This is a genomic window from Pseudomonas graminis, assembly GCF_013201545.1.
Taxonomy (GTDB): Bacteria; Pseudomonadota; Gammaproteobacteria; order Pseudomonadales; family Pseudomonadaceae; genus Aquipseudomonas.
This window is the reverse complement of sequence record NZ_CP053746.1, coordinates 5,479,213-5,494,256: the sequence shown is the minus strand read 5'-3', so window position 1 is coordinate 5,494,256 and position 15,044 is coordinate 5,479,213. Positions and strand designations below refer to the sequence as shown.

General features: G+C 63.1%; 12 protein-coding genes. 3 read left to right on the top strand and 9 right to left on the bottom strand.

Features of this window, described 5'->3' with window-relative positions; all coding sequences use genetic code 11:
* Positions 1-25: 25 nt before the first annotated feature.
* Positions 26-2,722 carry an aminopeptidase N gene (pepN, locus tag FX982_RS24360; RefSeq protein WP_172612924.1) on the top strand — a complete coding sequence of 899 codons (2,697 nt, stop codon included), beginning with the start codon at positions 26-28 and terminating at the stop codon, positions 2,720-2,722.
* A gap of 237 nt (positions 2,723-2,959) precedes the next feature.
* Here pepN and FX982_RS24355 read toward each other — a convergent pair whose 3' ends face one another.
* The 5 genes from FX982_RS24355 to FX982_RS24335 form a co-directional block, all read right to left on the bottom strand.
* The gene (locus FX982_RS24355; RefSeq protein ID WP_172612923.1) at positions 2,960-4,423 is read right to left on the bottom strand and encodes an aldehyde dehydrogenase family protein; all 1,464 of its coding nucleotides are present in this window, start codon (positions 4,421-4,423) and stop codon (positions 2,960-2,962) included.
* A 502-nt stretch (positions 4,424-4,925) separates the two neighbouring features.
* Positions 4,926-5,771 (bottom strand): GNAT family N-acetyltransferase, encoded by an 846-nt coding sequence (locus FX982_RS24350; RefSeq protein ID WP_172612922.1) that lies wholly within the window; start codon positions 5,769-5,771, stop codon positions 4,926-4,928.
* On the bottom strand, positions 5,768-6,949 hold the full coding sequence (locus tag FX982_RS24345) for an NAD(P)/FAD-dependent oxidoreductase (protein WP_172612921.1): 1,182 nt from the start codon (positions 6,947-6,949) through the stop codon (positions 5,768-5,770). The genes FX982_RS24350 and FX982_RS24345 overlap by 4 nt, the downstream gene beginning before the upstream one ends.
* On the bottom strand, positions 6,946-7,380 hold the full coding sequence (locus tag FX982_RS24340; RefSeq protein ID WP_172612920.1) for a RidA family protein: 435 nt from the start codon (positions 7,378-7,380) through the stop codon (positions 6,946-6,948). Before FX982_RS24340 ends, FX982_RS24345 begins: the two co-directional genes overlap by 4 nt.
* Positions 7,370-8,506, bottom strand: a complete 1,137-nt coding sequence (locus tag FX982_RS24335) for a DSD1 family PLP-dependent enzyme (protein WP_172612919.1) — start codon at positions 8,504-8,506, stop codon at positions 7,370-7,372. The genes FX982_RS24340 and FX982_RS24335 overlap by 11 nt, the downstream gene beginning before the upstream one ends.
* 95 nt (positions 8,507-8,601) lie before the next feature.
* Between FX982_RS24335 and FX982_RS24330 the strand changes: the two genes are divergently transcribed.
* Positions 8,602-9,486 carry a LysR family transcriptional regulator gene (locus FX982_RS24330; protein ID WP_172612918.1) on the top strand — a complete coding sequence of 295 codons (885 nt, stop codon included), beginning with the start codon at positions 8,602-8,604 and terminating at the stop codon, positions 9,484-9,486.
* Positions 9,487-10,214: 728 nt separating this feature from the next.
* On the opposite strand, the gene FX982_RS24325 is transcribed toward FX982_RS24330, so the two are convergent.
* From FX982_RS24325 to FX982_RS24310, 4 genes are all read right to left on the bottom strand, one after another.
* On the bottom strand, positions 10,215-10,928 hold the full coding sequence (locus tag FX982_RS24325; protein WP_172612917.1) for a cupin domain-containing protein: 714 nt from the start codon (positions 10,926-10,928) through the stop codon (positions 10,215-10,217).
* 20 nt (positions 10,929-10,948) lie between these two features.
* Complete coding sequence (locus tag FX982_RS24320) at positions 10,949-11,800, bottom strand: GNAT family N-acetyltransferase (protein ID WP_172612916.1); 852 nt, start codon at positions 11,798-11,800, stop codon at positions 10,949-10,951.
* A gap of 255 nt (positions 11,801-12,055) precedes the next feature.
* Positions 12,056-13,012 (bottom strand): DMT family transporter, encoded by a 957-nt coding sequence (locus tag FX982_RS24315; protein ID WP_172612915.1) that lies wholly within the window; start codon positions 13,010-13,012, stop codon positions 12,056-12,058.
* A gap of 77 nt (positions 13,013-13,089) precedes the next feature.
* Complete coding sequence (locus tag FX982_RS24310; RefSeq protein WP_172612914.1) at positions 13,090-13,818, bottom strand: helix-turn-helix domain-containing protein; 729 nt, start codon at positions 13,816-13,818, stop codon at positions 13,090-13,092.
* A gap of 538 nt (positions 13,819-14,356) precedes the next feature.
* Between FX982_RS24310 and FX982_RS24305 the strand changes: the two genes are divergently transcribed.
* Positions 14,357-15,025: a haloacid dehalogenase type II gene (locus FX982_RS24305; RefSeq protein ID WP_172612913.1), complete on the top strand. Its 669-nt coding sequence runs from the start codon at positions 14,357-14,359 to the stop codon at positions 15,023-15,025.
* Positions 15,026-15,044: the final 19 nt, after the last annotated feature.

The window sequence follows — 15,044 nt, the reverse complement described above, 5'->3', positions numbered from 1 at the left end:
TATTAGCAGAAGAAGGGACAACAGCATGCGCACCGACCAGCCGAAAATGATTTACCTGAAGGATTATCAGGCGCCGGAGTACCTCATTGACGAGACCCACCTGACGTTTGAATTGTTCGACGACCACTCGCTTGTCCACGCGCAGTTGGTGATGCGCCGCAACCCGGAGCGCGCCGCGCTGGCCCAGGGCGCGGCCTTGCCACCGCTGGAACTCGACGGCCAGCAGCTTGAGCTGCTGTCGGTGAAACTGGCGGATGTCGACCTGTCCGAGGGCGACCTGTCACAGAACGGCTACCAGTTGACCTCCGACAGCCTGACCGTGCAGCCGACGTCCGAGACCTTCACCCTCGACACCACCGTGAAGATCCACCCGGAAACCAACACCGCCCTGGAAGGCCTGTACAAATCCAGCGGCATGTTCTGCACCCAGTGCGAGGCCGAGGGCTTCCGCAAGATCACCTATTACCTCGACCGCCCGGACGTGATGAGCAAGTTCACCACGACGGTCAGCGCCAACAAGCAGGCCTTCCCGATCCTGCTGTCCAACGGCAACCTGATCGCCGCCGGCCCGTCCGATGACACCCAGCGTCACTGGGCAACCTGGGAAGACCCGTTCAAGAAGCCGGCCTACCTGTTCGCGCTTGTGGCCGGTGATTTGTGGTGTATCGAAGACACCTTCGTCACCATGAGCCAGCGCAAGGTCACGCTGCGCATCTTCGTTGAGCCGGAAAACGTCGACAAATGCCAGCACGCCATGGACAGCCTGAAGAAGTCGATGCGCTGGGACGAAGAGGTCTACGGCCGCGAATACGATCTGGACATCTTCATGATCGTCGCCGTCAACGACTTCAATATGGGCGCCATGGAGAACAAGGGCCTCAACATCTTCAACTCCAGCGCCGTGCTGGCCCGCGCCGAAACCGCCACCGATGCCGCCCACCAGCGCGTGGAAGCGATCGTTGCCCACGAATACTTCCACAACTGGACCGGCAACCGCGTCACCTGCCGCGACTGGTTCCAGCTGTCGCTGAAGGAAGGCTTCACGGTGTTCCGTGATTCCGGCTTCTCGGCGGACATGAACTCGGCCACGGTCAAGCGCATCCAGGACGTTGCCTACCTGCGCACCCACCAATTCGCCGAAGATGCCGGCCCCATGGCCCACGCCGTGCGCCCGGACAGCTTCATCGAGATTTCCAACTTCTACACCCTGACCGTGTACGAAAAGGGCGCGGAAGTGGTCGGCATGATCCACACGCTGTTGGGCGTGGAAGGATTCCGCAAGGGCAGCGACTTGTTCTTCGAGCGCCATGACGGCCAGGCCGTGACCTGCGACGACTTCGTCAAGGCCATGGAAGACGCCAACGGTGTCGACTTCACGCAGTTCAAGCGTTGGTACTCCCAGGCCGGTACGCCGCGTCTGGCGGTCAGCGAGTCTTACGACGCTGCTGCGAAAACCTACAGCCTGACCTTCCGTCAGAGTACGCCGACAACGCCGGGCCAGCCGGGCGACCAGAAGCTGCCGTTCGTGATCCCGGTCGCCATGGGCCTGCTGGACGCTCAAGGTCAGGAGCTGCCCCTGCGCCTGCACGGCGAAGCACCGGCGGTGAACACTTCCCGCGTACTGTCGGTAACCGAAGCCGAGCAGACCTTCACCTTCATCGACATCGACGAACAACCGCTGCCTTCGCTCCTGCGCGGGTTCTCGGCACCGGTCAAACTCAGCTTCCCGTACAACCGCGATCAGTTGATGTTCCTGATGCAGCACGACAGCGATGGCTTCAACCGCTGGGATGCCGGTCAGCAATTGTCGGTTCAGGTGCTGCAGGACCTGATCGCCCAGCACCAGAAGGGCGAGCTGCTGGTCATGGATCAGCGTCTGATCACCGCGCTGCACACCGTACTGACCGACGAAAGCCTGGATCAGGCCATGGTCGCGGAAATGCTCTCGCTGCCGGGCGAGGCGTACCTCATTGAGATCAGCGAAGTGGCGGACGTCGATGCGATCCACGCCGCGCGGGAGTTTGCCCGTCAGCAATTGGCCGACAACCTGAGCGACGCGCTGTGGACGCGTTATCAGACCAACCGCGAGCTGTCCAAGCAGACGCCGTATGTGGCCGCGTCCGAGCACTTCGCTCGCCGAGCGTTGCAGAACATCTCGCTGTCGTACCTGATGCAGACCGGCAAGCCGGAGGTTCTGGCCGCCGCCATCGATCAGTTCGACACGGCCGACAACATGACCGAGCGCCTGACCGCCCTGGCCGTGTTGGTGAACTCGCCGTTCGAGGCCGAGAAGGCCAAGGCGCTGGAAGTGTTCGCGGAAAACTTCAAGGACAACGCGCTGGTCATGGATCAGTGGTTCAGCGTGCAGGCCGGCAGCACCTTGCCGGGCGGGCTGGAGCGGGTGAAAGCGCTGATGCAGCACCCGGCGTTCACCCTGAAGAACCCGAACAAGGTGCGTGCCCTGATCGGCGCCTTTGCCGGGCAGAACCTGATCAACTTCCATGGGGCGGACGGTTCGGGCTATCGCTTCCTGGCCGATCTGGTCATCGAGCTGAACGGCTTCAACCCGCAGATCGCCTCGCGCCAACTGGCGCCGCTGACCCGCTGGCGCAAGTACGACAGCGCGCGGCAAGCGCTGATGAAAGCGGAACTGGAGCGCATCCTCGCCTCCGGCCCGCTGTCGCCGGACGTGTATGAAGTGGTGAGCAAAAGCCTGGCGTAAACCGGGCGGTTGTTGAAAAGGGCTGTCCGTTTGCTCGGACAGCCCTTTTTTGTGGGCGCTGATTCCTGGTTTCAGCGCTTCGGATGCAGTCTTGCACGCTACGCCTTCGTAGGACTGGCTTTAGCCGGGAAGAGGCCGGTTTGTGCGCCACCCATTTTGCGGTGTGACGAATGACGCCTTCCCGGCTGAAGCCGGTCCCACAATTTGCGACGTCCAAGGATCCCGGCCAGCTGGCGATCAGGCGTTGAAGCCGATAATCGCCTTGGTCTCCAGATACTCCTCAAACCCCATCACGCCGTACTCCCGGCCGTTGCCCGAGCGCTTGTAGCCGCCGAAGGGCGCCATGGGGTTCCACGCCGGATGGTTCAAATGCACTTGCCCGGCGCGGATGCGCGAGGCGACGGCGCGGCCCAGTTCGAGGTCCTGCGCCTGCACGTGGGCGCCCAGACCGTAGACGGTGTCGTTGGCGATGGCCACGGCTTCGTCGATGGTGTCGTAGGCGAGGATGCACAGCACCGGGCCGAAGATTTCCTCCTGAGCGATGCGCATCGCCGAACCCACTTCGGAGAACACCGTTGGCTTGGTGTAATAACCTTTTTCAAACCCCGGCACGCGGCCTGGTCCGCCGCACAGCAATTTAGCGCCTTCGCTGATGCCGGCCTGGATCATGGCCTGGACGCGGCTGAACTGGGCTTCGTTGGCAATCGGGCCGAGTTGGGTGTCGGGGGATTGCGGGTCACCGACGATCAACGCGTTGGCGGTGTCGGCGGCCAGTGCTTCGACTTCGGCGAGGCGGGCGCGGGGCACGATCATCCGGGTCGGCGCGCTGCACGATTGGCCGACGTTGCGGAAGGCCGACAGCACCCCCAGCGGCACGGCTTTGGCGAAGTCGGCGTCGGGCAGCATCACGTTCGGCGACTTGCCGCCCAGTTCCTGGGTCACGCGTTTCACCGTCACCGCCGCCGCTTGCGCGACGAGGGCACCGGCCCGATTTGAGCCGGTGATGGAAATCATGTCGATGTCAGGGTGTGCGGCGATCGTGGCGCCAACTTCAGGACCACTGCCGTTGACCAGATTGAACACGCCGGGGGGCAGGCCGGCGTCGTGGACCAGTTGAGCGAACAGCAAAGCGCTCAACGGCGACAGCTCGCTGGGTTTCAACACCACGGTGCAACCGGCGGCGAGGGCCGGCGCGACTTTGGCGGTGATCTGGTACAGCGGCCAATTCCACGGCGTGATCAGGCCGCAGACGCCGATGGCTTCCCGCTCGATGGCGGTGCTGCCTTCAACGGTCTGGAAGCGGTAGGTGGACAGCAGATCCCGGGCGACCCGCACGTGCTCGGCGGCCAGCGGCACCTGCATGGCGCGGGAGAAACTGATGGCCGCGCCCATTTCCAGCGTCAGGGCCTGGGCCAGCGGCTCTTTGCGCTCAAGGATCAATGCGTGGATTTTGCTCAGGATCGATGCGCGTTCAGCGACTGGCGTTGCTGACCATCCAGGGAACGCCGCGCGCGCTGCTGCGACGGCCCGATTAACGTCTTCGGCCGAACCCCGCGCGACCTCGGCGACCACCTCTTCAGTGGCGGGATTGATCACCGGCAGAAGAGCCGGAACCGCGGGGGAAGTCCACTCGCCATTGATGTAAAACTGCCCGGCGTTGTGCAGCTCAAGGCCGTGGGGGTGTGAAGAGTGTGAGGTCATCCAGCTAGCTCCCTGGAGCGGTGATAAGTGCTGCGAACAGCGAGTCCTGACGTCTCGATACGCTAACAAACCGGCCCAGGCAAAAGATGCCGTTGTTGCGGTCTGCAAGGGAGAATCTGCTGAATCCGGCGATGTGTACGCCATCAATTTTGCGGTGTAACGCCTGACGCTTTCCCGGCTAAAGCCGGTCCCACTAAAGGCAGCGCGTTGCATCATTGGGGTGTGCACGCGCTTTTGATTTCAGTGGGACCGGCTTCAGCGGGGAAGAGGCCAGTGTGAGCGCCATCAATTTTGCGGTGTGGCATCCGACGCCTTCCCGGCTAAAGCCGGTCCCACTAAAGGCAGCGCGTTGCATCATTGGGGTGTGCACGTGCTTTTGATTTCAGTGGGACCGGCTTTAGCCGGGAAGAGGCCAGTGTGAGCGCCATCAATTTTGCGGTGTGACGCCTGACGCTTTCCCGGCTAAAGCCGGTCCTACAAATGGCGGCGCGCCTGGCAACGTTCACCCAATCGCCTGGGTCACCATCGCAAACTGGACAATGCCATCCCGTGACCGTGGCGGCTCACCCTGCACCATGCGGGGCGCGCGATCGACGCACGGCAGCCCCAGGCTTTCCAGCCACTCCACCAGCCCGCAATCAGCCAGAATATCGAAACGCACAAACGCGCCGGGGATCAGGTCCAGCAAGTGCGTGATCATCTGCTGCGCCTGCTCCAGATTCTGCGCAACCATCGGGCCGATAAGATACCCGCGGCCAAAACGGCGGAGCAGGGCGCAGCCTTTCAGTTGCCCGTGCACCTCGACGCCCACCACACACTCCGCCATCGGCAGCAGATCATTGAGGACCGAAGTGCGATCCAGCCCGCTGCCGGCGTTGGCCAGTTCGATCACCTGCGGGTATTCGGCCTCGGTCACTTCGCGACAAAGCCCAGCCCCCATCGCAGCCGGAACAGGCGGCGTCTGCGGCACGCCCTGATGCTGCTGAATCCGCGCGTATTCGACAAAACCCATGCTCACATACAGCGGCGCCCCTGATTCAGTGGCATTGAGGATCGGCGTACGCGGCGCGGCGGCGTCCAGGCACAGGTTCATCAACTGGCGGCCGATGCCTTTGCTCTGGTGCTGATCACTGACGATCACCAGCCCGATGGACGAATAAGCCCCCTGATGGCAGGCAAACGCCACGCCCACCAATTGCCCGTCATGGTCAGCGACAAAACCCTCGGACGTGCGCTGCACCATCGCCCAGTCTGCCTCGCGATGGGGCCACTTCAAATGCACGGAGAGCGCGTGGGCGGCGGGCATGTCGGCCGCCGTGGCCATGCGATAAACGTAGGCGTCGCTCATATGAGTTTTCCTGTGCTGAGTAGGCTGGTCGCCAATTGCGGTACGAGTGATGGCTGAGTAAACCGGCGAATGTCGAAGGGGCTGATGGACGTGCTGGTGCTGCCGGTGCTGATCAGTTCGGCCATCACATCGCCGACCCCAGGGCCGAGCTGAAAGCCATGGCCGCAAAAACCGAAGGCGTAAAACAGCCCGTCAACCATGCCGCTGCGGCCCATGACCGGCAGGGAGTCCGGCGTGTAGCTTTCGATGCCGCTCCAGGTGCGGATGATGTTGAGTTTCTCGGCGCCGGGAACCAGCCGCTTCATCTGACGCATCTGATTGAGCAGGCTTTCAGGCTTGAAAAACGCCCGACGGTTGACCATGTCCGGCGCGCAACGGGCGCCGCCACCGATGATGATGTTCCCGCGCGGGATCTGCCGAAAGTAGATCACCTCTTCCTTGATCTTGGTGAACACGCCGATCACCGTCGGCAATGCGTAGGGCACCGGCTCGGTCACCGACATCTGCGGGCCGTTGGGCTCCAGGGGCACGGGTTCATCGAACTGTTGAGACAGCTTGGTCGCCCATGCGCCGGCGGTGATCAACAGCTGCTCGGCGACGAACAATTGCCCGTCAGTGGTGGTGACGTGAAACACGCCGCCGACCTTTTGCACGTCGGCGACTTCGGTGCGTTCTTCGATCCGTGCGCCAAGCCGACGAGCCGCGCGCGCAAAGGCGGGTGCCGCCAGACGCGGGTTGGCGTGACCGTCGTGGGGCGCGTAGGAGCCGCCTTTCACCTCTGCGCCAAGGATGGGGAACCGCTTTTGCAGCTCGGCGCCGCGATAGATTTTCAGATCCAGCTGTTCGGCTTCCGGCGCAGCGGCGTAGGCCTCCAGTTCGGCGATTTCATCCTCGCGATAACACACGCGCATGTGCCCGCTGGGGATGAATTCGAGGTCGTCGTCGATCAACTCCGGCAGGCGCTTCCACAATCCCCACGACCGGTTCGCCAGTTCCAGCTGGCCCAGATAACGCCCTTGGCGGCGGACGTTGCCGAAGTTCACGCCGCTGGCGTACTGACCGATCTGGTCGCGTTCCAGCAGGGTCACCGAGCAACCGCGCCGCTGCAGGAAAAACGTCGACGAGGCGCCCATGACGCCCCCGCCGATCACAAGTACATCGCTTTTTTGCGGGTTCATGAAGGCTCCTCTTGCAGGTTATGGGCTGACAGGCCGCGGGGTTGCAGGTCACGCGCCACGGCTTCGATTTCGATCAGGTAACCGTGATGCAAGACCGGGACCGGCACCACGGCGCGGGCGGGTCGATGCTCACCCAGGTATCGCCCATAGAGTTGGTCAAAGGCCGGCCAGTGTTCAATGCCCACCACGTAGACCGTCACTTTCAACAAGTCGCTAGGGCTCAGACCCGCTTCAGTCAGGATCGCCACTAGGTTGTCGAGGGCAATCGAGGCCTGCACCTCGAACGGTTGGTCGGCGCTGTGCTCGCCATTGGCGCGCACCGGCAACTGCCCGGACACGTACACCACGCCGCCGTAAGCCACTGCTTGGGAATAATGCCCGCCCGGCGCCGCTGCGTGGGGCGTGTGAATGATCTCGATGTCACCAGCCATGCAGACGACTCCAGGTGTGCACCGCGCCATCGGCGTCGAGGGCGTGATAGTCCGGGAACTGCGCGCCGGTGGCGCAGGCGTGGTTGGGCAGGATGCGCAGGCGGCTGCCGATGGGGAAACGTGTGGCGAGGTCGGCACTGTCGGCGCCGCCCAAGGTAACGATCCCGTGCTCCTGATTGGCGCCTGTGACCAACGCCCCTTCGATCCACTCGCCCGTTTCGGTGCACACCTGGCCGTAACCGAAATCGTGGCGCTGACGCTGGGTGCCGCGATCACGACTCATGGCCATCCAGCCGGCGTCGGTGATGATCCAGCCCTTGTCCTGCTGATGGCCGATCACCGTGGTCAGCACGCTCAGGGCCAACTCGTCGGCCTGGCAGACGCCGATGTTGTGCATGACCAGATCGAAGAACACATAAACGCCCGCGCGCACTTCCGTCACGCCATCCAGATTCAGGGCCGAGAGGGCGGTGGGCGTGGAGCCGATGCTGACGTCCGGGCAGGCCATCCCGGCGTCACGAATGCGTTGAGCGGCGCGGACGCAGAGGGCTCGCTCTTGTTCGGCGAGGGCTTGCAGGGCTTCGGGGTTGTCGAGTTCGTAGCTGGAACCGGCGTGGGTCATCACACCGCGCAGTTGCAGGCCGCCTTCGATGAGGATGCGTGCCACGTCGATCAGCGCGGGGTCTTCAGCGGCGAGGCCCGAACGATGACCGTCGCAGTCGACCTCAATCCAGATGCGTAAGCGTTCGCCGTGCTCCTTCGCGAAGGCGACGATGGCCTGTGCGCCCTGAACGCTGTCGGTGAGCACGCTCAGGTGGCAGCCGGCGCGCCGCAGCGCCAGCGCCTGAGACAATTTGCCGGGCGCGATGGCGACCGCGTACAACACGTCGCTGATGCCTTGGTTAAAACAGTGCTCGGCTTCTTTCAGCGTCGAGACCGTCACACCGCTGGCGCCGGCCGCGATCTGCGCCTGAATCACCGGCAGGCATTTGCTGGTCTTGACGTGGGGACGCAGCCGCACGCCGAGGCTGTTCATGCGCTGCTGCATGCGCTGGATGTTGCGCTGCATGCGCGGGACGTCCACCAGCGCGGCGGGCGTGTCGAGAGAAGCGATCGGCGTAGACATGACGGAACTCGGGTGGCGAGGGACAGGCTGCACTCTACTCAGCTGTCGTTAAGGTGTGGTTCAATCCAGTCTCATCAATCATTAAGTAAGAGTGAATGATCTCCATCGAAGACCTGCGCCTGGCGGTCGCCCTGAGCCGTGCCGAGTCCTTGAGTGCGGCGGCCAGAGCGCTCAATGTTTCGCCGCCGGCGCTGTCCATGCGCCTGCGTAAACTGGAGACCCTACTGGGCCTGACCCTGGCCAACCGCGACGCCCGCCGCCTGAGCCTGACGGCCGATGGCGAACGCTTCTCCCGGGAAAGCGCGCTATTGCTCGAACAGCTCGAAGCGCTGCCCGAATCCTTCCGGCAAAAGGACGAAAGACTGGTCGGCACCCTGCGACTGGCGGCGCCGTTCGGTTTCGGACGACAGCGACTGGCACCGCTGCTGGCGCGTTTCATCCGGCTGCATCCGCAGCTGTGCCTGCATCTGGACCTGCGCGAAACCCCGTGGCCGGATCGCCACGACAGTGACGCCGTGATCCACATCGGCCACCTCAACGACAGCCTCTGGACCGCGCGGCAACTTTCACCCAACGAACGCTGGCTGTGCGCAAGCCCGGCCTATCTGCACGAACACGGTGAGCCGACGTCGCCGGACCAACTCAGCGCGCACCGCTGTATCTGCATCCGCGAGAACGACGAAGACGTCACCCTCTGGCACCTGCGCAAAGGCCCCGCCCGCAAAACCCTGCGCGTCGAACCGGCCCTGCTGACCAACGACGGCAGCGTCGCCCGCCGCTGGGCCGAACAAGGCCTGGGCCTGGTCCTGCGCTCGCAATGGGACGTCAGCGACGCCATCGCCAGCGGCAACCTCATCCGCGTCCTCGCCGACTGGAACTTCGACAGCGCCCCCGTCAACCTCCTCGTACCCTCCCGCAAACTGCGCAGCCCGAGGGTGCAAGCGTTAGTGGCGTTTCTGGAAGATGCGTTGAAGGTGTGAGTGGCGAGTTCGATCTGCAAGCAGGCGTTACACCGCAACAACGTCGGCGCTGCGACTGGCCTCTTCCCGGCTAAAGCCGGTCCCACTAACAGCGCGCGTTGCATCAGTGAGACCGGTGACGCGGAGCGTCACAGGATGCATTCCCACGCGGAGCGTGGGGAACGATCGGACAGAAACAGCAACAGCTTCGCGAGCAAGCTCGCTCCCACAGGTAGGGTGTCTGATCAGCAAAACTACCAGCGCCCACACTGGCCTCTTCCCGGCTAAAGCCGGTCCCACAAAAAAGCACCGCGTGGAGCCAGTGAGACCGGTGACGCGGAGCGTCAGGGGATGCATTCCCACGCGGAGCGTGGGAACGATCAAGATCAAAGGCTTCCCGGCTAAACCCGGTCCTACTAAGCGTAAGCGCGCTTTTGATCTTCGTGCGCAAAAAGCCCAGACACCGCCAATCGCGACTTGGGTGCAGGCCGAAGGCAGACGACGCGCAGTGGGCCGAGCCGCATGGATGCGGCGAGAGCGCCGTCAGGACAGGGATGTCCGTTCGGCGCGGGCCCACGGAGCGTCGTCGGAGTGAGGGAACCCCGAGGTACGAGGGGCCAAACCAGGAGCAAGCACCCTTGGTTACTTGGGGTGCTTTTCCAAGTAACTCGCCGAAGGCGAAACAGTCTGCCCCCAGGCAGACGCCCTTGATCCTGATCTTGATCTTGATCTTAAGAGAGACGCTGAACTCACTTCACCGCATAGACCTTGCGCACATAAACCGTACTGGTCCACGCACAAAACGCCCCCTTCACCACAAACACCGTATCCCCCGGATTGACCGTCACCTCACCGCCGTCATCATCGGCCAGCGTCACACTCCCCTCCAACAGATGCATCAACTCATGCAACCGATGCGCACGACCATGGCGCTGATACGGCGTCGAATCCCAGATCCCCACCTTCAACGCCGTCACCTCATCATCGAACAGACTCAACGCCCGACACTGCGGCGCAGGCCCGACCAAAATCGGCGGCTCCAGCGTCGCAGACGGCTCCAGCCAGATATGGGCCGGCAACAGCGTCAAACCGGGTCGCGCAGGGGTACCCGCCACATCCACCGCACAAAACGCCCACTCACTGCCAATGCTGGCATGCAACGCCACGCGACTGCCACGGCCAATCACCGCACTGTCACCGACGCCCAACTCCAGCGTCTGCTCCGCGCTGCTCAGCACCATATGGCCGGCGTGCACCACCAGCGTCTCGCTGTAGGGAAAGTCCTCGATCAACGCGTCGCCGGTGAACCGCACAAGCCCGGCCGACACCCCGTCATCGCCGCGCCACGCCACCTGTCGCGCTTCGGCAAAGGGATCAAAGGCGCTCAACGGCGCCGAGTTGAAAGAGGTGGAAACACCGCTGCCATCAGCGCGCGCCAACAACAAAATACCGGGAGATGACATGGTTGATGCTCCGTAAAAAATCAGCCGATCGCCTGGGTGATCAGCGCAAAAGGTTGCACGCCCTGACTGGCCTCGGGCGGGGTGCCTCGGGCCATCTGCACCACGGTGTCGATGTTCTTCAGGCCCGCCGTTTCCAGCCAGTCGCTCAGGCCGCAGGCCACGGGGATGTCGATGCGCACAAAGGTGTCCGGCACCTGGGCCAGCAAGACGGCGATCAGGTGCTGGGCCTGATGGATGTTTTCCGCCACCACCGGCCCGATGCAGCGCCCGCGCCCGAATGGCCGCAGCAAGGCGAAACCGCGCAGCTGACCGTCACGCTCGATGCCCACCGCGTGCTCCACCTGCAGGTCGCGCAGCACGTCGCGGCGGTCCAGGCCGCTGGCGGCTTTGGCGAGGGTGAGGAGGGCGGCGTGATCGTCGGCAGTGAGGGCGCGGCAGGTTTCACCGTCAGCCAGCTCCACCAGCGCCGGGACGATGGCCTGGCCCTGATGCTGCTGCACCCGGCCGAATTCGACGAAACCCTGGCTGGCATACAACGGCTTGCCGGCGACGGTGGCGTTAAGAATCGGCGTACGCGGCTCGCAGGCGGCGAGGGCCCTTTCCATCAAGCGGCGGCCAATGCCCTGGCCCTGGTAATCGTTGCTGACGATCACCAGGCCGATGGTCGCGAAATCACCCTGAGGGCAGACAAAGGCGCTGCCGATCAGACGGCCGCCATCCATCACCACGAAGCCGTCGCTGACCCGGTGCAGCATCGCCCAGTCGTCCAGGCGATGGGGCCATTTCAGTTGCACTGACAAGTCATGGGCGGCGGTCAGGTCGGCCACGGTCATGGGGCGATAGGTATAAGAAGGGTGCGGCAGGGCGGACATGGCGAGGCTCCGTTATGCGTTATTCAAGTGGCACTGAACGCCTGTATCCCACCTGATTAAAGGGCTGACAAGAGGGCTCGGGATATTCGGCAGATTCGTCGCACGGCGGGGGACGGGACCCTACTTCGTACTTAAATCCGGGGCGAGGGCGGCAGCAAATGCCACGGGACATTGGTGCCGAATAACACGGCACCGAGCGCTTTTTTCAAGCAGTTGCAGCGGGCGGTAGACAGACTTTTGCCGGATGGGCACCATTCATGCAGCCACCGACGCATTCGCCTCACGGCGCGGGGCACGGTGACAATTCAGGCACCAGACAACGCCGGTCACCAGCAGCACAATGGCCGCCCACTCAAAGTTGTCAGGGAGTCGGTGCTCCCATATAAAGCCAAACACCAGCGCCGCCAATGTCTCGATCACCAGCACTTGTCCACTGAGCGCCAGCGGCAGCAGCCTGCTCGCCTGATTCCAGCACGCGCCACCCACCACCGAGGACAGCAAGGCGACGCCCCCGGCCACTCCCAAAACATGCAGCCAGTCCGCGGCGCTGTACGTACCGGCCTGAAACCCCAGGACAGGCACTGCCAACAGCAGGGACTGGGCGCCGGTCATGACCCCGGTCAGGAGCGCCCAGTCATGGGACGAAACCTCGGTGACTTGAACCAGTCGCCGAGCGTTGCTCACGGCGTACCAGCTCCAGGTCACCAGTGCGCCCACCGCACACAAAATCCCGCCAACGTTGGTCAATGCATCCGGCCTGTCGCCTTTGAACAGGGCGTGCCAGCTGATCAGTACGACGCCCCCGACCGCGCAACACAGCGAAGGAATCAGCTTGCGCAAAGGGACGGCGTTGGCGTCATGACGGCCTGCCAGCGTCACGATGACCGGAATCAGTCCGACAATCAGGGATGTGGTGGCGATGCCGACCCATTGCACACCGGTGCCCACCAGCGAGTAGTAGAGGAGGTTGCCGATCAGGCTCAGCCAGAACAGTGATTTCCAGTCAGCCATACCGAGTTGCGCACAGACCCGGCGCCACCGGGGCATCAACAGCGCTGCGGAGATGGCGCCGTAGCAGAGGAATCGGATGACGGCGAACTGCAGGCCGCTCAAGCCCGGCGTCAGCTGCGGGCCCAGAAAAATCACCCCCCAGCACAGCCCCGCACACACCCCGTAGCCGATGCCTTTTAGCAGTGCTCGATCAGCCAACATTTCATCCGCTCCAAACCGTAAGGCCACAAGTCTGGGGCAATGGAATCGGGGCGTATTGTCCGTACCGGTCGAATTTTTTACCCAGGCTGTTTGTGCGCCTTGCGGTACGCCGCGGGTGTCGTGGCGCTGACACGCTGCATGGCCCGGGTGAGGGAGGCCTGATCGGAGAAGCCTGCACGCAAGGCAATCTCGGCGATCGACAACGAGGTGCCACGCAGCCATCGCTGAGCTTCCTGAATGCGCAAGCCAGTGAGGAAGGTTTGCGGGCTTTGTCCGAACATTTGCCGGAATCGCTGGTGCAGTTGACTGATGCTCATGCCTGCCGCGTGCGCCATGACCTCATTGCTCCAGTGGTCACCGGGCGTGGCTCGCAGACGGCCTATCAGTTGAGCCATGGGCGACGGCGATCCGACGGTGTCCGACAACAGGGAGGACAGCAACAGCGGGCCGAGCTGTGAAGCGCTCAAGGCCAGTTGCTCATTGCCGATCAGCTCGGCGAACTCGATCAGCCGCCGGGTGGCGGGGGAAACCGGCACGTACACACGCTTGGCCAGCGGCGCGATGTGCAAGGCCTCCAGCGTAGTCGCGGCGCAGTCCAGGATCAGAAACCGGCTGTCAACGTGGGTGAGTTGGGAGTGCGCCGAGCCCGGCATCACCACGGCTGCCAATGACTGATCGATAGCCCCTTCACGACCGTCCACGTTGATTTCCATTCGCCCGCGGATCGGCAGCACCAACTGAGTGTGGTCGTGCTGGTGATTGGGGTTTTCCCTGTCGTAGCTGCGGACTTCAAGGTTTACAAACATAGCGCACCATCCCGCCAGGCGGGTCATTCAGGGTCGAGCATTCGCCGTGCCCGTGCACCTTACCGATGCGGTGCGGGGGGCGGGATTCTACCACTTGGCGAACAGGCCGTTGTGCCCGCCCGATGTCCTGCACGCCGACACAGAATGGCTGCACCGCAGTGGCTGAGCCCGGGTCAGTCAGCCGTCATCCAGGGAGGGGGCGAAAGCAGAATCTGCCCTCACCGCAGAATCAGTTAATCCCGCGCGTACCACGCCACATTATCTGCCGCCCCGACGCCCATTCTTAAGCCTTTGCCCGCCCGAACGCCTTCAAAAGCCCCCTAAAAGCGCACAAACACAGGCCCTGCCCAAGGCTGGCGCGCACCGCAAACTCTGCTGAGCCCAGCCACCAAAACGGTGGTTTGTATTGAGCACGGGTCGTTTTAGACGGCATATGCTGATTTCACAGTGATGTAATGAAGCTGTGCTGCAACGAGGCCGACGCGCCGCCAGGGCAGCGAACGCTTGCCACACTCAACTGACTTCAGGACCGCACTCAATGAGCTTTCTTCGTCCCAAATTCATTACGTTCGACTGCTACGGCACGCTCACCAACTTTCACATGGGCACCATGACCCGCGAGCTGTTTGCTGACCGCGTCAAGCCTGAACAGATGGACCAGTTCGTCAAAGACTTTTCGGCCTATCGCCTCGATCAGGTCATGGGCGACTGGCAGCCGTACGACGTGATCCTCAAGACCGCCCTGGCCCGGACCTGCAAGCGCTGGGGCGTCGAGTACCGTGATGAAGGCCAACTGTATTACGACGCCGTGCCGACCTGGGGCCCCCACGCCGATGTGCCGGCCGGTCTGTCGAAGATCGCCGACAAGATTCCCCTGGTGATCTTCTCCAACGCCAGCGACAGCCAGATCATGTCCAACGTCGACAAGCTCGGCGCGCCGTTTTACAAGGTCTTCACCGCCGAACAGGCCCAGGCCTACAAGCCGCGTCTGGCGGCATTCGAGTTCATGCTCGACAACCTCGGCTGCGGCCCGGAAGACATCTTGCATGTGTCTTCGAGCTTCCGTTACGACCTGATGTCGGCCCACGACATGAAGATCAAGCACAAGGCGTTCGTGGCCCGTGGTCATGAAGTCCCGGCGAATGCGTACTTCGAGTACCAGCAGATCACCGACATCGGCGGACTGCCGGCGCTGGTGGGTCTGTAACTCAAACACCGTCTCCACG

Bases quoted from the DNA above. Each gene is read 5' to 3' on its own strand.
- pepN (WP_172612924.1), top strand. From the start codon at position 26: ATGCGCACCGACCAGCCGAAAATGATTTACCTGAAGGATTATCAGGCG.
- FX982_RS24355 (WP_172612923.1), bottom strand. From the start codon at position 4,423: ATGACCTCACACTCTTCACACCCCCACGGCCTTGAGCTGCACAACGCC.
- FX982_RS24350 (WP_172612922.1), bottom strand. From the start codon at position 5,771: ATGAGCGACGCCTACGTTTATCGCATGGCCACGGCGGCCGACATGCCC.
- FX982_RS24345 (WP_172612921.1), bottom strand. From the start codon at position 6,949: ATGAACCCGCAAAAAAGCGATGTACTTGTGATCGGCGGGGGCGTCATG.
- FX982_RS24340 (WP_172612920.1), bottom strand. From the start codon at position 7,380: ATGGCTGGTGACATCGAGATCATTCACACGCCCCACGCAGCGGCGCCG.
- FX982_RS24335 (WP_172612919.1), bottom strand. From the start codon at position 8,506: ATGTCTACGCCGATCGCTTCTCTCGACACGCCCGCCGCGCTGGTGGAC.
- FX982_RS24330 (WP_172612918.1), top strand. From the start codon at position 8,602: ATGATCTCCATCGAAGACCTGCGCCTGGCGGTCGCCCTGAGCCGTGCC.
- FX982_RS24325 (WP_172612917.1), bottom strand. From the start codon at position 10,928: ATGTCATCTCCCGGTATTTTGTTGTTGGCGCGCGCTGATGGCAGCGGT.
- FX982_RS24320 (WP_172612916.1), bottom strand. From the start codon at position 11,800: ATGTCCGCCCTGCCGCACCCTTCTTATACCTATCGCCCCATGACCGTG.
- FX982_RS24315 (WP_172612915.1), bottom strand. From the start codon at position 13,012: ATGTTGGCTGATCGAGCACTGCTAAAAGGCATCGGCTACGGGGTGTGT.
- FX982_RS24310 (WP_172612914.1), bottom strand. From the start codon at position 13,818: ATGTTTGTAAACCTTGAAGTCCGCAGCTACGACAGGGAAAACCCCAAT.
- FX982_RS24305 (WP_172612913.1), top strand. From the start codon at position 14,357: ATGAGCTTTCTTCGTCCCAAATTCATTACGTTCGACTGCTACGGCACG.